Annotated in this window: 21 protein-coding genes and 1 pseudogene; 4 read left to right on the top strand and 18 right to left on the bottom strand. The window is 43.9% G+C overall.

The annotated features are described in order from the left end of the window. The first annotated feature begins 36 nt into the window (after positions 1–36). Positions 37–966, top strand: coding sequence for a hypothetical protein (locus tag ACH19P_RS03270; protein ID WP_462157072.1), 930 nt, complete (start codon positions 37–39; stop codon positions 964–966). 17 nt (positions 967–983) lie between these two features. Here the strand turns inward: ACH19P_RS03270 and ACH19P_RS03265 are convergent, their stop codons facing one another. After that, positions 984–1,382 carry an acyl-CoA thioesterase gene (locus ACH19P_RS03265; RefSeq protein ID WP_462157071.1) on the bottom strand — a complete coding sequence of 133 codons (399 nt, stop codon included), beginning with the start codon at positions 1,380–1,382 and terminating at the stop codon, positions 984–986. A gap of 28 nt (positions 1,383–1,410) precedes the next feature. On the opposite strand from ACH19P_RS03265, the gene ACH19P_RS03260 reads away from it, so the two are divergent. After that, positions 1,411–2,115: a 2OG-Fe(II) oxygenase gene (locus ACH19P_RS03260; RefSeq protein WP_462157070.1), complete on the top strand. Its 705-nt coding sequence runs from the start codon at positions 1,411–1,413 to the stop codon at positions 2,113–2,115. Positions 2,116–2,171: 56 nt separating this feature from the next. Here the strand turns inward: ACH19P_RS03260 and ACH19P_RS03255 are convergent, their stop codons facing one another. From ACH19P_RS03255 to ACH19P_RS03235, 5 genes are all read right to left on the bottom strand, one after another. Beyond that, positions 2,172–3,407, bottom strand: coding sequence for a cysteine desulfurase-like protein (locus ACH19P_RS03255; RefSeq protein WP_462157069.1), 1,236 nt, complete (start codon positions 3,405–3,407; stop codon positions 2,172–2,174). Positions 3,408–3,416: 9 nt separating this feature from the next. Continuing rightward, positions 3,417–4,049 carry a 2OG-Fe dioxygenase family protein gene (locus ACH19P_RS03250; RefSeq protein ID WP_462157068.1) on the bottom strand — a complete coding sequence of 211 codons (633 nt, stop codon included), beginning with the start codon at positions 4,047–4,049 and terminating at the stop codon, positions 3,417–3,419. A gap of 235 nt (positions 4,050–4,284) precedes the next feature. Then, a complete protein-coding gene (gene acnB / locus ACH19P_RS03245; protein ID WP_462157067.1) occupies positions 4,285–6,882 on the bottom strand; it encodes a bifunctional aconitate hydratase 2/2-methylisocitrate dehydratase in 2,598 nt (865 codons plus the stop codon). A gap of 251 nt (positions 6,883–7,133) precedes the next feature. Next, entirely contained in the window at positions 7,134–8,180 is a 1,047-nt protein-coding gene (locus ACH19P_RS03240) for an OmpA family protein (protein ID WP_462157066.1), read from the bottom strand. Positions 8,181–8,567: 387 nt separating this feature from the next. Beyond that, positions 8,568–9,686, bottom strand: coding sequence for a DUF5610 domain-containing protein (locus ACH19P_RS03235; RefSeq protein WP_462157065.1), 1,119 nt, complete (start codon positions 9,684–9,686; stop codon positions 8,568–8,570). A 186-nt stretch (positions 9,687–9,872) separates the two neighbouring features. On the opposite strand from ACH19P_RS03235, the gene trmA reads away from it, so the two are divergent. Then, positions 9,873–10,970, top strand: coding sequence for a tRNA (uridine(54)-C5)-methyltransferase TrmA (gene trmA / locus ACH19P_RS03230; RefSeq protein ID WP_462157064.1), 1,098 nt, complete (start codon positions 9,873–9,875; stop codon positions 10,968–10,970). 50 nt (positions 10,971–11,020) lie between these two features. Here trmA and ACH19P_RS03225 read toward each other — a convergent pair. From ACH19P_RS03225 to ccoG, 4 genes and pseudogenes are all read right to left on the bottom strand, one after another. Further along, a pseudogene (locus tag ACH19P_RS03225) lies at positions 11,021–11,652 on the bottom strand (thiol:disulfide interchange protein DsbA/DsbL). 16 nt (positions 11,653–11,668) lie between these two features. Then, complete coding sequence (locus ACH19P_RS03220) at positions 11,669–12,289, bottom strand: thiol:disulfide interchange protein DsbA/DsbL (protein WP_462157063.1); 621 nt, start codon at positions 12,287–12,289, stop codon at positions 11,669–11,671. Between the two features lie 33 nt (positions 12,290–12,322). Next, positions 12,323–13,300, bottom strand: a complete 978-nt coding sequence (locus tag ACH19P_RS03215; protein ID WP_462157062.1) for a serine/threonine protein kinase — start codon at positions 13,298–13,300, stop codon at positions 12,323–12,325. A gap of 1 nt (position 13,301) precedes the next feature. After that, on the bottom strand, positions 13,302–14,735 hold the full coding sequence (ccoG, locus tag ACH19P_RS03210) for a cytochrome c oxidase accessory protein CcoG (protein ID WP_462157061.1): 1,434 nt from the start codon (positions 14,733–14,735) through the stop codon (positions 13,302–13,304). A gap of 306 nt (positions 14,736–15,041) precedes the next feature. Here ccoG and ACH19P_RS03205 point away from each other — a divergent pair, with 306 nt between their 5' ends. Further along, a complete protein-coding gene (locus ACH19P_RS03205) occupies positions 15,042–15,299 on the top strand; it encodes a hypothetical protein (protein WP_462157060.1) in 258 nt (85 codons plus the stop codon). Positions 15,300–15,510: 211 nt separating this feature from the next. Here ACH19P_RS03205 and ACH19P_RS03200 read toward each other — a convergent pair whose 3' ends face one another. Genes ACH19P_RS03200 through gspH form a run of 8 tightly spaced genes read right to left on the bottom strand, consistent with a single transcriptional unit; the run spans position 15,511 to position 21,373 of the window. After that, complete coding sequence (locus tag ACH19P_RS03200; RefSeq protein WP_462157059.1) at positions 15,511–16,113, bottom strand: UPF0149 family protein; 603 nt, start codon at positions 16,111–16,113, stop codon at positions 15,511–15,513. Further along, a complete protein-coding gene (locus ACH19P_RS03195; RefSeq protein WP_462157058.1) occupies positions 16,113–16,877 on the bottom strand; it encodes a type II secretion system protein N in 765 nt (254 codons plus the stop codon). Before ACH19P_RS03195 ends, ACH19P_RS03200 begins: the two co-directional genes overlap by 1 nt. Before the next feature lie 2 nt (positions 16,878–16,879). Continuing rightward, positions 16,880–17,350, bottom strand: a complete 471-nt coding sequence (gene gspM / locus ACH19P_RS03190) for a type II secretion system protein GspM (RefSeq protein ID WP_462157057.1) — start codon at positions 17,348–17,350, stop codon at positions 16,880–16,882. After that, positions 17,347–18,552 (bottom strand): type II secretion system protein GspL, encoded by a 1,206-nt coding sequence (gene gspL, locus ACH19P_RS03185; protein WP_462157056.1) that lies wholly within the window; start codon positions 18,550–18,552, stop codon positions 17,347–17,349. Before gspL ends, gspM begins: the two co-directional genes overlap by 4 nt. Beyond that, complete coding sequence (gene gspK / locus ACH19P_RS03180) at positions 18,549–19,544, bottom strand: type II secretion system minor pseudopilin GspK (RefSeq protein WP_462157055.1); 996 nt, start codon at positions 19,542–19,544, stop codon at positions 18,549–18,551. The genes gspL and gspK overlap by 4 nt, the downstream gene beginning before the upstream one ends. Then, positions 19,534–20,349, bottom strand: coding sequence for a type II secretion system minor pseudopilin GspJ (gspJ, locus tag ACH19P_RS03175; RefSeq protein ID WP_462157054.1), 816 nt, complete (start codon positions 20,347–20,349; stop codon positions 19,534–19,536). Before gspJ ends, gspK begins: the two co-directional genes overlap by 11 nt. Then, positions 20,349–20,798, bottom strand: a complete 450-nt coding sequence (gene gspI / locus ACH19P_RS03170) for a type II secretion system minor pseudopilin GspI (RefSeq protein WP_462157053.1) — start codon at positions 20,796–20,798, stop codon at positions 20,349–20,351. The genes gspJ and gspI overlap by 1 nt, the downstream gene beginning before the upstream one ends. Further along, positions 20,795–21,373, bottom strand: coding sequence for a type II secretion system minor pseudopilin GspH (gspH, locus tag ACH19P_RS03165; protein WP_462157052.1), 579 nt, complete (start codon positions 21,371–21,373; stop codon positions 20,795–20,797). Before gspH ends, gspI begins: the two co-directional genes overlap by 4 nt. Positions 21,374–21,378: the final 5 nt, after the last annotated feature.

The following is a 21,378-nucleotide window of genomic DNA, read 5'->3' as shown; positions in this document are numbered from 1 at the left end:
AAGTCTGAATAAATAACACAATTATTCAGACTTGCCATGACTGCCCCCTTTTTACGCTTAAAAGCTAAATCGACACGCACACGTCGCAATCTCTTTGCCCGCTTTGACACATTTTGGCAATCGCTAAGCTCTGCACAGCGCTTGTACGCTATCGCGCTGGCGCTTTACCCCATCAGTATTTGGCTAACAACCGCATTGACTGTGGTGGCGCTCACTATTGAGTTCTGGCCTCGTTTTTTAAAACTATTTCACTCACTTCCTGGTAAAGCCTTACTGCTGTTGTTCTACGGTACCATCACTAACTTTGTGTTGGCGAATGCTGCCGGCACTGTCAATGAGGTGACCTCAGTGGCGGCTAGTCACTTCGACTACACCCACAACTTTGCCATCTTGCTGTATCTGCCAAGTTGGATGCTTGCTTTATCCGTTATCGCGCTATTACTCCTGCAATTAGTGTTACCTTTGTATGTATTGGTGCTGTTGGTGCTGAGGCCCTTTCAGCGTTTCGGGCTCAGCTTCTTAGACCATAGCAAACGACCTATTCAAACAGCCATTGCTCGCTTTACGCTATGCTGCATTGTCACCGTCAATCTGTTTGTGACATCGGGCGATTTTCAAAATGCCAGTGATGCCATTGAGCAAGTCAGCGCCAGCTTCGAGGACGAAATAGCAAATACTCAGAATCAATCGAAGGAAACGCCGCCCACTGTGCATCTTGAAGCGAAACTAGAGGACCCCCTTGAGGACTCTGACAAATGGATAAAAATTCTGATTGCTCAGTTTGCCTTTCGCTGGGAAGCTGATGAATACTCGCGCTGTGAAAAAAACGCAAAAAGTAGAGTGGTTGAGTTGAACGACTACGAAATTGTCGAGCTATTCGAAGATGAAAGCGCACCGTATGGTGTCCGCTTTGAAGTTAAAAAATGCGTGTCCCCTGCGTTTCCAGATATCGAAACTCCCAATTAGAATCTATGGAAGCTCAATTATTGAGCTTCTTCTAGGTATGCCGAAAGTTGCGTTTTTTCATCGTCACTGAGCGCTTGTGACGCTTTGTTTTCAAAGTTATAGCGCACCATCACGGTTTTACCTTCAGCGCAACACTGGCCATGCTGCCAAGCTTGTTGCTTAATAACAAAGGAACTTGAGCCGATACGCTCTATCATGGTTTTTACTTCCACTTCTTGACCGTAAAAAAGCTCCCCTAAAAACGTCACTTCCACTTTAGCGACAATTAAGCGCCATTGATGTGGATTAAGATCCGGTGTAAAGATTTTAAAAATAGGCGTGCGGGCGGCTTCAAACCACACCGGTAGTACGGTATTGTTTATATGCCCGAGAACATCGGTTTCGCTAAATCGGGGCTGAACTTTTTCAATAAGCATAATAATTCCAATAGATAAGGTTGAAGTCATGACAGACTTTATTGGCGTTTATGATAACGCGCTTAGTGACACTTTTTGTAGTCAGTTTATCGACATGTTTGAACAAAGCCCGCATTTGAAGCAAGGCACAACATCGGGTGGTGTCGACTTAAGCAAAAAAGACAGCAGCGACCTTTACCTAAATGCGCACCCTGAATACCAGCAACCTTTACAGCATATTCAACAAGTGACCGCACAGCACGTGATGCGTTACGTTGAAGAACATTTATTCATGATGATAGGCGCTTTCGGCCTACAAGTTTTCCATCCTAAAACAGGCAAGCCTGTGGCACTCACGCAAGACAACTTCGCAGAAGTGGCGGTACCTCAGCTTGGCACACTGATGCAGCAGCTTTATCGTCTGGGCAGTATTCAAGCGCAGAAATATGAAATAAACAAAGGCGGATACCCTTATTGGCACAGTGAAGTGTATCCGCAAGCGGGCCACAATGAAGCTTTACATCGTGTACTTTTGTTCATGTTTTATCTAAATGATGTGAGCGAAGGCGGTGAGACTGAGTTTTTCTATCAAAATAAGAAAATTGCGCCCAGACGAGGCACTATGGTGATTGCGCCTGCTTATTTCACGCATACGCACCGCGGCAATAAACCACTCTCAAATGACAAGTACATTCTGACTTCATGGGTACTTTTCAATCGTGCTGAACAAATCTACGGCCAGCCAACTAAATAGTCGCTCAATAAAGATCAAAAAAGGCTGCAAGTGCAGCCTTTTTTAACGTGAAAAGATTAGTAGAGTAACTGGGCAAATAGCTCAAACAATCGATCAATCTCTTCAATGGTGTTGTAATGCATACATCCAATACGTACCACACCACCTTTATCCATGACGCCGAGTTGCTCGCACAAGCCTTGCGCGTAGAAGTTACCATCCCAAACACAGACATGATGCTTGCCTAGAAACTCAGAAACTTGGCGTGGTTCCAGTCCTTCGAACGTCAGCGCAAAAGTAGGCGTACGTTGCGCTAAGCGGGCTTCGTCTTTGATACCGAACAGGTTAATTTGTGGGAACGCTTTGAGGCGTGTAAGGAAGTGCTTACTCAATGCCATTTCATGCATTTTGCTGTTTGCAAAAGCGGCTTCTAAGCGCTCACGACGAGCATGACTTTCATCTAGCTCACTGAGCGACGCGATATATTCTACAGAAGCCACCACACCAGCTAGGCCCTCAAAACTCTGCGTGCCTGTTTCCCAACGACCCGGTACAACGTCTTTTGCTGGTTCAACCTTATAGGGAGTGAAACCTTCTAAGTGTTCGCGTTTACCATAGACGATACCGACGTGTGGGCCAAAGAATTTATATGCTGAACATGCAAGGAAGTCACAATCTAAATCTTGCACATCAATCAACTCATGCGGCGCATAATGAACTGCGTCTACGTAAACTAGGGCACCATATTGATGAGCCATTTCGATCATGCGCTTAACGTCATTAATCGAGCCCGTAGTGTTCGATGCGTAAGTCACTGCCACCAGCTTAGTATTGGCATTTAAGAGTGACGCAAAATGCGCCATGTCCAAGGTGCAATCTTCTTCATTGATGCGCAGCGCATGAACGGTTGCTCCCTTGTCTTCAGCGGCTTGGCGCCACGAGGAAACGTTTGAGAAGTGATCAGCGTTGGTGACGATAATTTCATCGTTCGCTTGCCACTGACGTGAAATTGCACGGCTGAAGCTGAATGTCAGGCTGGTCATGTTTGCACCAAACACGATCTGATCAGCACTTGGACTATTTAGTAAATCGGCGATAGCTTGGCGTGCCTGGCTCATCACAGACACTGTTTTATCACTTGAGAAGAACGCACCACCTAGATTTGAATTGTAAAAACCTAGGTAGGCAGACATGGCGTCAAGCACGCTTTGTGGCACCTGAGCACCGCCAGGGCCGTCGAAAAAGATAGGCGAAGTGCCATCCACGTGCTGCGTCAATGCTGGAAATTGGCTACGTAATGCGGATAAATTCATTGTCGTTCCTTAAGCTGTAAGCACAAAGCAATCTAGGTAACCCGGCTTAGAAGCATCAAGCTTATTCATCGGCGTTGCATTGTGCCACACTTGGCGATCATCGATTAGCGCGAACATACCGTCTTTGATTTCCATCTTGAAACACGGTTTCGCTTCTTTGTGTTCATAAACAAGTAATTCCCCACCGGCAATGTTTTCATGAGAAACACCTGCAACACACACATGGTCGAAGCCATCTTGGTGAATACCTTCAGGCGCTGGCGGTGTATCGCTTTCAATCGCTAACATACGGAATTGATGAATTTCGATATTTCTGTCAGCTTCGATACCTGTCATAGAGATAAACTCAGCAACGATGCGCTTCATGCCATCTGTGGCTAGCAAGTCGGCATCAAGGTTTTCGTATGTACGCTCAATGTTGCCTTGGAATGTATTTATCGAGTCATCTTGCACGAATGCTTTAGTAGGCTGAAGCTTTAGCTCACCCTGCTCAACTTTAATCACTGAATAACGACGCTTACGGAATGCACCATCTGCATATGGGTTGTCTGGAAGATGGTCAAAAGAAGGCTTAACAGCGTCGATATGCGTTTGATCAATGAAACGAAGTTGCAGAAGATTCTGGTTATTTAACGAAGTCATAAAGATCCTGCCTAGAGTATAAAATTCGCGGGGATCTTAAGCTATTTTCATAGCAGAATTGATTTCATTTATGCACTAAATACCACCCAAACTGCATTAACAATTCATTTATTTGTTATTTTCAGCTATATATTTCAGCATAAATCAATTTTATAGGAACTATTTTTATTTTAGTGATTGTATACGCATAAAAAAGCCCACACTAGATAGCGTGGGCTTTTTCAAAATGCGTGTATTACACAGCTTGCTGGATAATTACGTTATCCGCTTTCTTAGTGTACTGAGGCATCTTGTGGAAGTTCAAGTAACGGTAAGTATCAGCCGCAGTAGCGTTGATTTTCTCAGCGTATTCTTGATATTCCGCAGGTGTAGGCAGTTTTCCTAGAATTGCTGCTACAGCTGCAAGCTCAGCAGATGCTAGGAATACGTTTGCACCAGTACCTAAACGGTTAGGGAAGTTACGTGTTGAGGTAGAAACAACCGTTGCTTTGTCAGCAACACGTGCTTGGTTACCCATACACAGTGAACATCCTGGAGTTTCGATACGCGCGCCTACACGACCGAAGATACCGTAGTAACCTTCGTCTGTAAGTTGGTCTTTATCCATCTTCGTTGGCGGAGCAACCCATAACTGAGTTGGTAAACGACCGCCGAAGTTGTCTAGTAATTTACCTGCCGCACGGAAGTGACCAATGTTAGTCATACATGAGCCGATGAATACTTCGTCAATCTTCTCACCAGTTACATCTGATAGAAGACGCGCATCATCTGGGTCATTTGGCGCACATAGGATTGGCTCTTTAATGTCCGCTAGGTCGATTTCAATGACGTGTGCATATTCAGCGTCAGCGTCAGCTTCCATTAGCTCTGGGTTTGCTAACCATTCTTGCATCGCATTGATACGACGCTCGATAGTACGAACATCACCGTAACCTTCAGCGATCATCCACTTAAGCATAACAATGTTAGACTCAAGGTATTCTGCGATAGATTCTTTGCTTAGCTTAACAGTACAACCAGCAGCACTGCGCTCTGCTGATGCATCTGAAAGCTCGAATGCCTGCTCAACAGTTAGGTGTTCAACACCTTCAATTTCTAGTACGCGACCAGAGAATTCGTTGATCTTGCCTTTCTTCTCAACAGTAAGAAGGCCTTGCTTAATACCGTAGTAAGGGATTGCGTGTACAAGGTCACGAAGCGTGATACCTGGCTGCATTTCACCTTTGAAACGGACAAGGATTGACTCAGGCATATCCAGTGGCATTACGCCTGTTGCTGCTGCGAATGCAACTGCACCAGAACCTGCAGGGAATGAGATACCTAGTGGGAAACGAGTGTGCGAGTCACCACCTGTACCAACTGTATCAGGTAGAAGCATACGGTTTAACCATGAGTGGATTACACCGTCACCTGGACGCAGCGATACACCGCCACGGTTCATAATGAAATCAGGTAGTGTGTGGTGCGTTTTCACATCGATTGGCTTAGGGTAAGCTGATGTGTGACAGAAAGACTGCATTGTTAAATCTGCAGAGAAGCCAAGACATGCAAGGTCTTTAAGCTCATCACGTGTCATAGGGCCCGTAGTATCTTGCGAACCAACCGTGGTCATTTTCGGCTCACAGTATTGACCAGGACGAACACCTGCCATATTACATGCTTTACCAACCATCTTCTGAGCTAATGTGAAGCCTTTGCCTGAATCTGTCACAAGAGCAGGCTTGCGGAAGATGTCTTCTGCTTCCATACCTAATGACGCACGCGCTTTGTCAGTTAGGCCGCGACCGATGATCAGTGGAATACGACCGCCAGCACGCACTTCATCAAGGATTACGTCTGATTTAAGTGCGAAAGTTGAGATAACTTCATCAGTACCGTGACGCTTAACAACACCTTCATAAGGGAAGATATCGATTTGGTCACCCATGTTCATGTCTTCAACGTTTAACTCGATTGGTAGAGCACCAGAGTCTTCCATCGTGTTGAAGAAGATTGGCGCGATTTTACCACCAAGACACACACCACCAACGCGTTTGTTTGGAACGAAAGGAATGTCATCACCCATGAACCAAAGTACTGAGTTAGTTGCTGATTTACGTGATGAACCCGTACCAACAACATCACCTACGTATGCAAGTGGAAGACCCTTAGTTTTAAGCTCTTCTAGTTGTGTAATAGGACCAATTTCACCCGCTTTGTCTGGGTTGATACCGTCACGCTCGTTTTTCAGCATAGCCAGCGCGTGAAGAGGAATGTCAGGACGTGACCAAGCATCTGGTGCTGGTGATAAATCATCCGTATTTGTTTCGCCTGTTACTTTGAATACAGTTACAGAGATTTTTTCAGGAACCTGAGGCTTCTCTAGGAACCATTGTGCATTTGCCCATGACTCAACAACTTGCTGCGCAAACTTGTTGCCAGCTTTAGCTTTTTCTTCTACATCATAGAATGCATCAAACATTAGCAAGGTGTGTGAAAGGCCTTTAGCAACGATTGGCGCAACGTCTTCATCGTCCAAAAGCGCGATCATCGGCTCGATGTTGTAACCACCTAGCATAGTGCCTAGTAGTTCAGCCGCTTTTTCTTTATTGATTAGTGGTGACTGAGCTTCACCCTTTGCTACTGCAGCTAAGAAACCAGCTTTTACGTATGCAGCGTCATCAACACCTGGCGGTACACGGTTAACTAGAAGGTCAAGAATGAACTCTTCTTCACCTGCCGGTGGGTTTTTAATTAATTCGATAAGGTCAGCAGTTTGCTGCGCATCTAGTGGTGCAGGCACAATACCTTGGGCTGCACGCTCTTCAACATGTTTACGATATTCTTGAAGCACAATTATGCCCTCTTGGTGACGTGAAAGCAGGCGGCATTCTTTGCTCGACCCACTTATAGAAATTTGACACGGTAGCAATTATAAAGGCTTTAAAGATAGAAGAAAATTAACCCTTTTGCCTAACCGCAAAATAGTCACTATAAATTCTATGAATGTTGCTGTGTGATGAAGTAAAGAATTGTGAATAGTAATTAAGAATTATTTGCAAAAAGCCCGACAAATGCCGGGCTTTTTATACTCACTAGCTGTACTTAGTTACGCTTGATAGCGACACGCTCAGTGACTGAGATGTGTGCTTCAACACGACGGTTTTCAGCATGTGCTTCTTTAGTGTTAGCGGTGTTGAGTAGGCGCTCTTCACCTAAACCAACAGTTTCAACACGTGATGCTGAGATACCATCTTCAATCAGCTTCTGAGCCACTTTATCAGCACGTTTCTTAGACAGTGTTTTGTTGTAACCTGCATCACCAACAGCAGATGCGTGACCTTCAAGTAGTACCTCTGTTTGTGGGTACTTGTTCATGAAATCAGCTACTTTTTGAATGCCATCAAAATAACGAGCATCGACAGCTGAGCCATCATGAGGGAATTTCACCATCAAGCTTACTTTGTCGCCTTTTTCCATATAACGAGTACAACCGTATGCATCAACTGCATCGCTCATCGGCGTGTTTGCACAGTTATCTTTAGCGTCAACTACACCGTCGTTATCTGAGTCTTTTGGCTCAACTGGCACAACAACTGGCGCTGGCTCAACTTTTGGCTCTGGCTTTTTACCAAAGTGGTAGCTTAAACCCATTTTCAAACCAAAATCAGAATGGTTTTGGTTCAAGCCTTCGTAATACATGGCTTCGCCATAAAATGCCCAGTTGTAGTTTAAGTGATTACGGAAACCTAGACCTAGGTTAGCGGCGTTGAAATCGTCGTATACTTCAAACTTTTTCGCACCGATGATACCGTAAACAGAATCACTGAAGTGAAGAAGAATGTCACCACCCCAACGTTCACCCGTTTTATGGTTAGGTGAATTTTCTTTATCTAATTCAAGTGCAGTGAAGTTAAGACGTGCTGTCCAGTATTCATTGAAACGGTAACCGACTTCAGCACCATAACCAAGTGATTCGCCTAGCTCAACGTTTGCAGGGCGTGCTCCTTGAATGTCGTCCCAGTCAGCCCAGAAGTAATCGCCATATACACCAATATGTAGGCCATGCTGAGGGTTTTTCTGTTCATCAGCAACAGCAGCAGTTGATGCCATTGCCAAAACGATAGCAGCAGAAAGTGATTTGATTTTCATTAGTTTCCATCCCATTTTACGATTATTAGTCAAACACACAGTTGCTGTAATCTGGCAGCAGTCCTGTGCGCCAAGTAAGAGTGATTAACATCCTCTTACTCAAAAACATTCCAATTTATTTAATTCCATCAGCCGACATTTTTTGCTTTTATCGCAGGCGGTTACAATTTTCCCACCAGGTCAGAATCCGCGCTAACAGTCTTTCACATACTACAGTGTAGACTAACTGGATAAATTCACCATTCTCCAATTAGGAACGACATATTAAACTATTATGTTCCTGAATATAAGCTGATTTTCGTATAAATGTATTAAAAATAGAAACATTCATTGTAATAAAAAGCACCCTATTGAGGGTGCTTCGAACATGACTGAATGCCGACCAAGCTAGCCTTGCAGTAACTCATCTAATTTAGAGAACAAGGCTTGGCTATAATCGATAAACGCTTGAACCTCATCTTTCTCTTTATCCTGATTTAACCACAGCAACAATCCAGATACTTCATTGTGAAGACCCAGTTCTCCCGCCTTACTGTACGCTTCTTTCAGCTTGTCATTGAAGGGTTGTAACTCTTTAGCAATTTCTTTTGCAGGGGTTGCACTCTCGTATTCTCGAATTGCTGCTCGAGTCTTAGATTGAGTCAAGTCCATCGAAAACGCGACGAGCTGTTCAGAGCCAAGCTGAAGCTCTCCAGCCTTGTTAAAGGCTTCGTCATATTGACCGCTAAAAAACGATTCACTCACATCTTGGAGCTGCCCCATCATTTCATTGACAGCTTCTCTTTCCGCTTCATCCAGCTCTCCATTGACCGTTAAAGAGAAAGAGACACTACGCTGCTCATAGTTAGAATACGCGTAGCCAGTTTTTCCTTTTTCACCTTGCGCAATTGAGGCCGCTTCGCCCGCTTTATAATTGTAATCTAAGCTAATAATAACTTCATCACCTTGCGCAGTCGTAAAACGGTACTCTGCGTTGTTAGTAAGGCTCATGAACTGGGCCTCACTCACTTGTACATTCGTTGCCTCTTGTTCACCAAATAATGACTTTTCAAACTCATCTAAGCCGTCATTGATTCCTTTTTGAGATTTGGCGATGCCATCTTTAATCTCATCATTCAACAAACCGGAATCATCGAGTTCAGATGTTGCATCATCAACTCCCATTTGCACGCCTTTACGCGCCTGTGCAAGCATCTCAGTCAACTTTTCATCTGAAGCGCCATCTGCTTGGGCTTTCTTAACCGCTCCAGTGACAAATTGCAGGACATTTTTTACAATTTCTTCAAAGTCGAATAGTGGCTTACTTTCTTTCTTTGGCGCAGGCTCAATACCCAGAGCTTGAGCTAGCTTGTCTTCTAATACTTTGGCACCTATTTGACGGTGATTACCAAAATAACTGTCTAATTTAGCAAGTTGACTCAGGGCTGTCGGGCTCATTTTCCCCTTGCTCTGCTCTAACCCTTTAGTCGCTGGATTAAGCCATTGATTTGAATCATTAACTTTCATATTGCTTTCATGGGCTCTGCCGGTACATGGCAGCATCCCGCGCTCCTGAATAGAGAATATATAATGAGTATATCGGCAGACTTGAGCAAAGCTGTAGAAAAAACGAGCAAATAATTCACTATTGTGACTGGACAATTATTTGCAGCCTCCTAAAATAGCGGCGCATTAAATTTTGTAGGGGTCTTCATGCCAGTCATAAATATCAACACGTCAGTGTACGAACAACAGTTAGCAGAAAAAGCGCAACGTATTACAGCGCAATTTGCCCGCTTTGGTGTGAAAACCTTAGAAGTATTTGAGTCTGAGCCTATTCATTATCGTCAACGAGCAGAGTTCCGTGTTTGGCACGATGGCGATGAGCTATACCACATCATGTTCAATCAACAGACAAAAGAAAAAGTACGTGTTGATAGCTTTGATCCCGGCGCCGAGTTAATCAATGCCTTAATGGCTGAAATGATCTTCCAGCTTAAGAGCAACGAGATACTTCGCCGTAAGCTATTTCAAATTGACTACCTCACTACGCTTAGTGGTAACGCATTGGTTAGCTTGTTGTATCATAAACAACTGGATGAACAGTGGTTGGCAGAAGCAAATTCATTACAACAACGCTTACAACAAAAGTTCAACGTCGAGCTCATTGGCCGAGCACGTAAACAAAAGCACGTGTTAGGTAATGAATATGTGGTTGAACAACTGTCAGTGAATGGCCAAGAATATACTTACCAACAGGTAGAAAATAGCTTCACCCAGCCCAATGCCAAAGTGAATGAGAAAATGTTGGAATGGGCACAAGATATCTGCGCACCGCTGAAGAATGATTTACTCGAGCTGTATTGTGGTAACGGTAATTTTTCTATCGCGCTTGCTGGTTCATTTAATCGTGTTTTAGCAACGGAAATATCTAAATCTTCCGTCAAGTCTGCGCAATACAATATTGCTGCAAATAGTGTAGCTAACCTAGATATCATTCGTATGAGTAGCGAAGAATTCACGCAAGCTATGCGCAAAGAAAGAAAGTTCTCGCGTCTGGGAGACATTGATCTACACAGTTATGACTGCCAAACCATTTTAGTCGATCCACCTCGTGCAGGAATGGACGAGCTAACCTGTAAGCTAACAAGCGAGTACGACAACATTCTTTATGTCTCATGTAATCCAGACACATTAGAGCGTGATTTAGACTTACTGACACAAACGCATAATGTTTCTCGATTCGCTATTTTTGATCAATTTCCGTATACCCACCATGTAGAATCAGGGGTATACCTTACTCGCAAGTAGGCATAAAAAAAACCGCATCTAAGATGCGGTTTTTTTACACGTCAACTCACTTACTTTTTAGCTAAGAAGTTAATTAACGCTGCAATATCTTCTGGTTCTGTAACGCCCGAATCACGACCTAGAATCAAACGATATTTACCGTTAACAATAAATGTTGGTACGCCTTTCAGTGCACCCTTCTCTTTGTAGTACTCCTGATCACGCTGCATCTTCGACGCTTTAGTGCGCACGGCAAAACCTGAAAACAGCTTATCAAACTTGTCACCATCAACACCATTAGCGACAAAGATGTCTTTCACATCTGCAACTTCATTAAACTTTGCACGCTTTGTATGGATGTGGCTGAAAATAGCTGATACAAGCTGGTCTTTCTCTGGTAGCACACTCGCTGTTGCCAATGCTTGTGAAAGCATGTCTTGATTTTCAGCAGTACGCCCCCCCATAAAATTAACGTGACTGCGTTTGAATTCAACATCACCATCAATCTTGGGTTTTACATCAACTAACAAACCTTCGTATGCATTACAGGCTGGGCAATAAAAGAGAAGAACTCTTTTACCTCTGGCTTACGGCTTGCGCGATCTGAAACGACTTCATAATGCGTTCCTTCCTCGAATTGGGCAGCAAATGCACTTAACGGCAATGCCAAGGCCATCATTGCAGCAGCAATAAACTTCTTCATACCAATATTCTCCGGGTTATTTTTCTAATAAGTGATTTACAAGTTCATTAAGCTCTTGCTGCGACTTCATCGTATGCACGAGTACTTTATACTTGTCGTTTACGATAATTGTTGGCACGCCTGTCAATGCACCTATTTTAGTGAAAGCATCTTGACTCTCAACGGCATCTTTTTCTCCCGTCAATACAGGCATACTGCTAGCCAGCATGGCAAAACGTTCTGCACTGATACCTTGACTAGTAAGCAATTTCTCAACAGCTTCTTGCGTTTGCAGTGGCTCGCGTAAACGGTGGATACTATCGAATATTGCAGCTGCTACTTGCTCACCTTTACCCTCTTGCTCAGCAACAAGGTAAGCCGTAGTTAAACGATTTTGCGCCGCTTTATCGATTCGAAGAAAATTAACGTGGCTCTTTTCTAGTGGCACACCTTCAGGCAGTGAAGACTTTAGTGCGCCTACAACGGGCTCTAATTTATAGCAATGTGGACAATAGAACGAGAAAAACTCTGTTACTTTGTCGCTGCTTGATGCTTGAGTTTCTAAAACCTGATAATGCTCACCCGCTTTAAAGTCAGCTGCAAACGCTGCAAGCGGTAAACAAAGTAAAATTAACGAACGTTTTAGTGTTTTTATCATAATCGTCTCTATATCAAATCCTGTGTTACTTCTTTAGGGCATTAGCTTTAACGGTGCTTCATCCAGAGCAGCTAACTGCTCTTTCAGTGCCAGCGTCTGTTGCTCCCAGTATTTGTCTTGCGCAAACCAAGAAAAGTTCCGTTCAAATGCAGGATCACTCCAACGCTTTGCTATCCAGCCCATGTAGTGCACCATACGCATTGCTCGTAACGGTTCAATCAATGGCAATTGGCTGTGATCGAAATCAGCAAACTCCTCATAACCACCAACGAGTGTGTCCAGTTGCAATAACTGATTTTGCCGGTCACCACTTAACATCATCCACAAATCTTGAATGGCTGGCCCTTGTCGGCTGTCATCTAAGTCGACAAACGTGAGCGTGTTATCCGCTGACCACAATATATTCCCTGCGTGGCAATCACCATGCAAACGGATAGTATCAACTCCCTTGTACAATTTGCTAGCTTTGTCGATAACTTGATCGAGCACAGTGTAAAATGGTACTGACATTGCTTCACTTACCAAGTTACTTTGCGCTAAATGAATACGAGCTTGATGTAGATATTCATCGCAGCTTAAAGTGGGACGAACATTGAATGGCCGAGCTTGGGCAACCTTGTGCATTCGCCCAATCAAACGACCGAGTTGTTCCAGCTGATCTAAATTATCCATTTCAAATTGGCGGCCACCGACACTGGGGAATAACGTAAATCTATACCCTTGGTGATCAAACAAAGTACGACCATCGATTGCTAATGGCGCAACCACTGGCACTTCTGCATTACCTAACTCAGCGCTGAATGTATGCTCTTCGAGTATCTGCTCATTGCTCCAACGTTCAGGGCGATAAAACTTCACTACGTACCTGCGTTTGTCTTCAGCCATAAACTGATAAACACGATTCTCGTAACTGTTTAATGCCAATAAGCCAGACTCTGCATAAACTTCTACGCTGTCTAATGCATCTAAAATAGTGTCTGGTGTAAGGGAGGCAAAACTAAACTCACTCACTTTAGCGTCCCTTAATGAAATTGCTACTTTGTCGGATTTTCGATTCTGGATCCGCAGTTGGATACAAGACAAAGTCAAATTCCGTCAGTGGCTTTTTCAAATCATAAGGATCAATAACAACCGACAAAGGTACATTGTGAGAGCGACCAGGTCCGACAGAAAATTCCAGGTTGCCTATGACTTGGTAATTTTCTAGCCCTTCAATTTCAACGGTGAAATTTTGTACAACCTGCGCTTTATTGATGACTTTCAATGTATAGGTATTTTCAACCAGACCATTCACATCTGTTCTAAACAACTGATTTCTATCACGAATGATATCTAGATCCATGGGTACGCGCATCGCGATATTGGCTGCTAAGGCTCCAATCAGTACTAGCAGAATAACCGAGTATCCAATTAATTTACCGCGTACTGGCTTCGTCTTCTCAGCAGAAGCTTCTAGATTACGTTCCGTCGTGTATGAAATAAGACCTCGTGGATAATTCATCTTATCCATCACCCCGTCACAGGCATCAATACACGCACCACAGTTAATACACTCGTATTGAAGACCATTGCGAATATCTATTCCAGTGGGGCATACCTGTACGCATAAGTTACAGTCAATACAATCACCTAGACCGAGTTGTTTAGGATCTTGTTTACGGCCCCGAGGACCACGGCTCTCTCCGCGCTTAGCATCATAGCTGACGGTAAATGTGTCTTTATCGAACATTGCAGACTGGAAACGAGAATAAGGACAAATGTGCAAACACATAATTTCGCGCATCCAGCCGGCATTACCATATGTGCACAAGGTAAACACGACAATACTGAGGAGTGCATAGCCACCAACTGAGAATGTCACAACATCAAATATCAACTCACGCATCGGCGTAAAGTAACCCACAAAGCTGATCGCCGTGTATAAAGAAAACAACATCCAACTGCTATGCTTGGCGCTCTTTCTCCAAAACTTATCAAAGTCCATCGCTCTTTGATCAAGCTTTTTCCTTTGGTTTGCCGATCCTTCAAACTTTTCTTCGAACCAAATAAAAATAAATGTCCAGACAGTCTGCGGACAGGTATAACCACACCATACTCGACCGTAAAATGTGGTGACTAGAAACAGCGCAAAAGCGGCAATCATGAAGATAAAAGCAAGAATGGTTAAATCTTGAGGCCAAAAAGTGAGGCCAAATATAGTGAATTGTTGATTAAAGATATCGAACAGCACGGCCTGTTGGCCGTTATAATTTATCCATGGTAACACCATGAATGCCAGCATCCCAACTAAACCTATACGCTGCCTCAACAACTGATGCAAACCAGTAACGGCCCTGACATAAATGCGATTGCGTGGGTTAAATCTGTCGTACTCGGCCCCAGCTGGCTTTTCTATTTTCACTTCACTGGGTATATTTTTTACCTTGATACGCTGCTCGTTATCCATCTTTCTTCCTCAACGCCACTGATGCACTAGCCAAAAACAACTTTTTGGGTACAATTAATTGAAAGCTGTCTGTGTATTGGTGGCAATTATATCAAGTCATGGGTGAAAATGATGTACGCACGCATCTTATATTTACCAATACCGTAACAGTCACTTGCTTTTAAAACAAAGAGTTTACTAAACTAAGCGCGTACCAAACGCTATCTAAATCAAGGTTTATCTATGAAGAAGTTCTTGTTATTTGTAATTGTTGTTTATGCCTTATTGAGCATTGATCATCCCATTATAAAAGGACCTAGGGACAAAATGTTTAATACAGTCATGACTGATCTGAGTGACTCAAGTAAGGTAAACACTGAGGTTAAAGCGACAAAGGCACTCAAAACAATTAAGAGTTCTATGAATCTTACTGATGAGCAAATCAGTCATATAGAAGCAAATCTTGAGTCAGTACGAAAAATGTACCGATGGGAAGCTAAATATTGTAAAACTCCAGAGCTGAATGAATACTTTTTCGGGGATGACCTGCGCCAAGTATGTGACTTACTTGCTAAAACCCACTAAACCAGCATGGACTTTTCAGCAATCAACAAAAAGCAAGCTGATTCTTTTGCCCTTCAAAAGCGCTTGCTTAAACAACTATCACAGGGAAAAAAAGTACTTTGTGAGCAATGCAAAACCGATATCAAATTGGTTTTGGATGAACCGGGACTCGCGAGAGCAACATGCGCCCAGGGTTGTACAGATATTCTATTGCAGATAGGCTAAAGGCAGGTCATTCCTGCCATTGATCTTCTTCGTCAAATAAGCCACTTTGCACAGCTGATATTTCAATCAAATCTGCAAAGCCCAAACTAAAATCACCCATCATATCTAACACGTTATCGTGGAAATCTTGTTCACTCTGAGCATTCGCCTTTGCGATTTCGACAAAGTCAGACTCTGAGCTAAATAGCCCTAGAACCAGCACGGCTTGGGTGAGCATTTCTTTAGTATCGACTTCTATTAACTCGGCGTTTAGCAATGTATCAATGTAGAGGCCTACCCCCAGATTAAAACCACTAGCCCAAAGACTAATTGGGCTATCAATTGCTAAATTGGCTTTCCAATCTGCATGAAGATACACCGACTTTTGCAGATTAAAACCTGTTTCATACACCTGCTCACTTACATGGTGATGGAGGTTCATCAGTGCAAAAAGAACACTGTCGTCAGTTTGCGCAGCTTCTTCACCTAGCACTTCAGCTAACCAGTGCTCTTCATCAATTGGCGATGGGGCACACACTAGTGCAAACAAATAGCCTTGCACTTTAGCAAAGGGCATCGTATCGGCGTTGCCATTAAGGAAAGACTCTAGCGCTTCAAAAGATGCTTGCATTAGAAATTGATCCGATAGCGGCCGTCTGCACTTTGATTACCGATAAACTGAACAGCGTCGTGTACGTCTTTAGGTAAGCTCGCATCTGGTTTAATAAAACCATTAACCGTCACTTGCCCACGCTCATTAAACCCTGCGTCGACTTGAAGCCCCAGTAAATTTTCTTTGCTCACTTTCACACTCGCCGCACCGTTAACACAAGATAGCTCACCTTCTAGCTCGCCGATACTAAACCAGCCATTACGTCCTTTAACACTGATATCAGCCGAACTGATGACACCCGCCAACTCGTTACAATGGGGCTGGCCTAATTGGTAGTTATCTAGTTCAACAAAAACTAGCCCTTTAGCTTCAGTCGGTACCGGCAACCTCACTTGGCTCATTACGCTTTCCAACGCAACGCGAGCCCTCACATTTTCTAGTTGTAAGGAACCATCTGCTAGGCCGTACTTAACCAAACCATTTGCAGATACTTCACCGCTGTTACGCTTGTTACCCACAACTACATCCGCATCTAACTGCATACCGAACAAAGCGCTTGGATGCACGTTCCACTTTACTTTGCTTAGATATTGTCCTTGATACTGAACCCCATTTATTTGTCCCTGCCAAATTGAGCCTGTTGCAGGACCGAGCTTCAACCCTTTGGGTAAATACGATTGCCCAAGGTGAAGAGCGACGGATGCTGGTAACAAAGCAACGGCAAAAACAACAAAGAAAATTAAAAATACGACGATGAGTGTTGCCAACTTCTTAAATGACATGATTACTCCAATACAATACGACTAACGCGGACATGGCCGGGTTTAGGGTCAAGCGACAACTCGATATTTGAAATAGTAAGACCATGCTTGTTCACAATTTCATCTAGCCACGCGAGTAATTGATTAAACGGCACACTATCAATATTTAATCGCAGGCCATCACCACTCGGTTGCATGCGGCTGATCTCAATTTGGTAACGACTGCGAGTGCGGTTAACCACTTGTGTGACATTCCCAGAGGAAGCTGCTTGTACGTTATTGCCCTTAGCTTTAATTTGCACCACACTTTGCTGCACAAATTGCAGAAGTTCCTGTTGCTTCTCAGATTCTTTTTTAGCGTTATCTACTGCGCTGTTCAACGGTCGATAGATTGCCATCACAAAAAAGAAAATGATGAAAATAACACCAGCAACAGAGAGTAGTTTTTGCTCTTGTGGTTTGAGTGATTGCCAATAATTAGTCACGCTGCTCATTGCGCCCCCTTAATGCGTAATTCTCCAACCACACTTTCACCGTCATTATTTAATGAACCTTGCTCGACTTCAAACCCTCGCTGCTCCAACCGTGCCTTAACTTGCGCAAAACTTTGGAAGTCTTTCGCTCTCGCACCGACTCGAAGCTCGTCGCGACGCTGATCAAAACGCAATGTTTGTGTCACGAATTCATCACTTTGCTGCACTATGTCAGCAAAATCTTGCAACATAACTAAAAAGTGTACGCTATCGCCATCACGGCTATCACCTAATGCTTTATTTATTTGGCTGCGCAACAAATGTGGGCGAACTTTTGTACCTGGGAAGGCTTGTTCATATGTCGATACCACTTGCTCTTTCGTAGCATTTGCCGCCTGGGTGTAGTGATACCACTGCGCACCTTTGACGCCCATCATAAACAACAAAGTAACCACAGATGCAGCGATGGCCGGACGCCAGATTTTAATCCAGCCACTGCTTTTTTTCTTATAAGCGAAAGCACCTTGGCGCAAATTAACCGGTGAGGAAGCTTTTGCAAACATCGCTAATGGCAGTTCAAATTTTTCTTCGTGGCTGTGCACTTCCATGCCAGCCGGCATTTCCACTAGAGGGCTATACAAATCAAGTGCTGTTATTTGCGCAGCGGTTAATAACTCAGATGCCCAAGAAGGCTCAAGTTGAGCGCCTAGCCATGCACCATAACGCACTATAAAGCTATCGTCAGCCAAAGAAATTACCGAAGCGCGTCCCTCTGTAGGTTCTGGTAGAAGTAAAGCATCAACATATACTTTAGCAGGCACAATCCCGGCATCGGCACATTCATCAAGCCAACCTTTCAGCCATTGCTTATTGACCATGGCAACATTGATAAAGTGCTCTTCACCTTCGCTGTAAGCCTCGCCTTGAGCAATAAAAAGACTATCGATGTCGACAGCAACTTGCTCCTCAACCATAAACGGCAGCGCCTGAGCAAGCTTCCGATTCCATTTCGCGGGTAATTTAACTGATTGCAGTTGCACTTGTGCGCTTGGCAATATGAGCGTGCAATCACGGCTTTGAGCTTTGTCAGACAACTCTGCCAACCCGTCAGCACTTTGTAACTGACCACTTGCAATCACTTCATCTTCAATAGCATTAAAAACCAACCAATTAATTGGTTGTTCAGGGCGCTCGCCCACGTGTATCAGTAAGGACTCTCTCACTGCACGCCTCCAAATTTTCGCGCCAAAATAGTTATATTCTTATTATCTACTTGTAGTAGCGACGTCATAGTAAACTCAAATTCTACAAATGTAGCTGTTGTCTGTAACTGAAAGTACTGACTCTTAAGCACAAATCTATTATCTTCAGCAGTCACATTTTGACCACCTTGCTGGGTAACTTCATTGGCAAAGTCTGCCAACGTATCGAATCCTTCTTCAGGTCTAGCCGAAATTACTGATTGGGCAGCAGATTCGCTCAGTCCCTCAACCATGGCAGATAAAAGCAAAGCTTGCTCTTCTGTGATGGTATTCACATTTAAAGCAAATATTTCATTATCGGGGATCACACACACATAAGGCATCAATTTTTGCATAGCTAAAGGGTTAAAGCCTTTCACTAAGCGCAGCTCTGATACATCCGCAAAAAAGTTATTCGCTGTAAGATAAGGTACGTCTCGAGATAAATATTCATCTTCCTCTGCACCAGAGCGCATTGTAATACTGTCTTCATCGAGCCAATCGAAGACGCTATCCGCCATCGCCTCTTCTGACTCTTGCATCGGTAAGTCATCAATTTCCTTTAGCAGCTCCAACAGCACCTTATGAGCAGGGTTTGTTTTTACGTATCCCCCTTGGGCCGAACTGGGTTCCGCACGTAATGCGTTTAAGTTCAAGCATGCCTGTAAATCTTTAATTTCACCGCTAATAGTGCCACCTTCTACAGGAAAGGGTGTATTAGCAGCTAATGCCCAGCTTTGCTTTAAATGCATTTTATCTGGTTCATTTTCGATACTTTCGCGAATAACTTTCTGCGCCAGTGCCTCTGCGGAATAGGCATACCACTTTGCTTGACGAAAATCATCGTAATTAGCCGATTTTTGCACCTGCACCATTAAATTGATGCTCATTTGCGCAGCAATAGTCGCTGCTAGCGCAACAATGAACATTACAATGATAAGTGCAGCACCTCTATGGCGCTGGTTAGGAACCATAACGTCCTCCACCAGATTGCCCCCCTGAACCTCCACCATTGGTTCCGCCTGTATTGCCACCCGAATTACCATTGTTGCCACCGGAGTTACCATTGTTGCCACTGGAGCTACCCTGATTACTTCCTTGAGCACCACCTTGATTATTACCCGATTGCGGCGGTTGTGGTTTCACTCCTTGACCAGCTAAAAGAAATGCGCGACGAATGGGCTCGCTGTCTTCAAGCATCAAAGTCACGGCGACCGCTTTAGGTAATTGTTCTTTCTGCCATTGCGGTTGCCACTTTTGGCTGTCAGAGTCAAAGAACTCAAAACTAAAATCTTCAACACCTTCTATCAACACCTGAACTCTAGGCTCTGTGCTGTCGAGCTGATCTACGTACAAACGGTAAAGTCGCTCCAAACGCCCTTCTTGCACGCGATAAGCCACCGCTTGTAACTCACTGCGCGGTAACAAATAACCTGGATTTGTCCACCCTGTGCGCACAAAAGCGATGCCATCTAATTCGCTACCAAACAAATAGCGCTCGTGTAACAAATAACCGTCTTGAAAATCACCCGCTTCGTTACGCACAGCCCGCTTAGTAATTTGACTAAAATCTTGTTCAAACATTCGATAAACAGTCTGCATACGAGATAACTCATCGAGTGTCTTTTCTGAAAATTCTTTTGCCTTGGTCGTACTTTCAAATATTTGATGGGTGGCACCGATGATGAACGCCATAATGGCAAGCGCCACCAATACCTCGATGAGAGTAAACCCTTTTGCAGTTTTTAATTGCCATTGACGAGAGGTGAAAACAGACATTACTTCTGAGCCTCTTTATCGACATACGTCGCCAGCTCATAGGCAAATTGCTCATGCTTCTCATCCGTGAACACACTCACAATCACTTTCACAAAACTACTGTCAGCTGTACGTATGACTTCTTCTTGCCAGTACCAGGTTACGCCTGCAAGCTCCATTTTACCTTTAGTGCCATTTTTCGCTGGCCATTTGTCGCCCTGCGCTCGAATTTCTACTAATTGGTTTTCTGCCACCCACGATGCATAGGTTTGTTCTTCGATGCTGCTGAGGTGGTTAATATGTTCGCTACTGAGTTGCATTGCGGCGATACCTGCCATAGCGCAAATGCTTAACGCGACGAGTACCTCGATTAATGTGAAGCCTTTGGTGAAGCCTCGGGTGAAGCCTGTGGCAAAGCCTCGGGTGAATCCACTACAAAGCTTGCTTCTAACACTCGGTGCACAGTTCATGGCAGTTCATCTCGGTAGAGGCTCACAGGCGCCATGAATTCGCCTTCAATAATATACGGGACGAGGTCTTCGTCAGCGCTTTGCAATTCCAGGGTAATTTGGAATGGGCTCACTTCTCCTGAGGATAAAATCATCACTTGTGGAATAGTCATTTTTTGCAACTCAAGAAAGTCGTCATCCTCTACACCCAATAGCTGCTTCCAGTCTACCTCACTGAGTAAGCTATCTTGCGCCCAGGGTAAATCTTCTTGATTTAGGGTGAGTAAAAAAGGAGGTTCAAACTCCTTTTTCTTCAATAAACCTTCAGCATCTTCTAATGGTTGCCATTTTTGTTCTGCATACGTTAGAAACTCGTAACTGTTGTCTTCAATGTACAAACCGAGTTGCTTTTGGTTCAAAATCGCATATTCAGAAGCAAAATTGATGCTGGATTGCAGAGCCAGAGCAGCTTGCTCCAGCTCTTCTTCTTGTGAATCATCGATGCTGAAAACAACGAGGTTTGCGGTGAAAGCAATTATTACTAGCACCACTAAAATCTCTAATAAACTAAAGCCTCGCTGATGATCAACACGCATCGATA

Source organism: Pseudoalteromonas sp. GB56 (assembly GCF_054923835.1).
The sequence above is the reverse complement of the archived record's forward strand: the minus strand, read 5'-3'. Positions and strand labels throughout refer to the sequence as shown.

What these genes read in the sequence shown, in the direction of transcription:
- gspM (WP_462157057.1), bottom strand. Translation starts at nt 17,350, where the DNA reads ATGAGCAGCGTGACTAATTATTGGCAATCACTCAAACCACAAGAGCAA.
- ACH19P_RS03270 (WP_462157072.1), top strand. Translation starts at nt 37, where the DNA reads ATGACTGCCCCCTTTTTACGCTTAAAAGCTAAATCGACACGCACACGT.
- gspJ (WP_462157054.1), bottom strand. Translation starts at nt 20,349, where the DNA reads ATGTCTGTTTTCACCTCTCGTCAATGGCAATTAAAAACTGCAAAAGGG.
- gspK (WP_462157055.1), bottom strand. Translation starts at nt 19,544, where the DNA reads ATGGTTCCTAACCAGCGCCATAGAGGTGCTGCACTTATCATTGTAATG.
- ACH19P_RS03260 (WP_462157070.1), top strand. Translation starts at nt 1,411, where the DNA reads ATGACAGACTTTATTGGCGTTTATGATAACGCGCTTAGTGACACTTTT.
- ACH19P_RS03205 (WP_462157060.1), top strand. Translation starts at nt 15,042, where the DNA reads ATGTTTAATACAGTCATGACTGATCTGAGTGACTCAAGTAAGGTAAAC.
- gspH (WP_462157052.1), bottom strand. Translation starts at nt 21,373, where the DNA reads ATGCGTGTTGATCATCAGCGAGGCTTTAGTTTATTAGAGATTTTAGTG.
- ACH19P_RS03220 (WP_462157063.1), bottom strand. Translation starts at nt 12,289, where the DNA reads ATGATAAAAACACTAAAACGTTCGTTAATTTTACTTTGTTTACCGCTT.
- gspI (WP_462157053.1), bottom strand. Translation starts at nt 20,798, where the DNA reads ATGAACTGTGCACCGAGTGTTAGAAGCAAGCTTTGTAGTGGATTCACC.
- ACH19P_RS03240 (WP_462157066.1), bottom strand. Translation starts at nt 8,180, where the DNA reads ATGAAAATCAAATCACTTTCTGCTGCTATCGTTTTGGCAATGGCATCA.
- ACH19P_RS03250 (WP_462157068.1), bottom strand. Translation starts at nt 4,049, where the DNA reads ATGACTTCGTTAAATAACCAGAATCTTCTGCAACTTCGTTTCATTGAT.
- ACH19P_RS03265 (WP_462157071.1), bottom strand. Translation starts at nt 1,382, where the DNA reads ATGCTTATTGAAAAAGTTCAGCCCCGATTTAGCGAAACCGATGTTCTC.
- ccoG (WP_462157061.1), bottom strand. Translation starts at nt 14,735, where the DNA reads ATGGATAACGAGCAGCGTATCAAGGTAAAAAATATACCCAGTGAAGTG.
- ACH19P_RS03235 (WP_462157065.1), bottom strand. Translation starts at nt 9,686, where the DNA reads ATGAAAGTTAATGATTCAAATCAATGGCTTAATCCAGCGACTAAAGGG.
- ACH19P_RS03195 (WP_462157058.1), bottom strand. Translation starts at nt 16,877, where the DNA reads ATGTCATTTAAGAAGTTGGCAACACTCATCGTCGTATTTTTAATTTTC.
- trmA (WP_462157064.1), top strand. Translation starts at nt 9,873, where the DNA reads ATGCCAGTCATAAATATCAACACGTCAGTGTACGAACAACAGTTAGCA.
- ACH19P_RS03200 (WP_462157059.1), bottom strand. Translation starts at nt 16,113, where the DNA reads ATGCAAGCATCTTTTGAAGCGCTAGAGTCTTTCCTTAATGGCAACGCC.
- ACH19P_RS03255 (WP_462157069.1), bottom strand. Translation starts at nt 3,407, where the DNA reads ATGAATTTATCCGCATTACGTAGCCAATTTCCAGCATTGACGCAGCAC.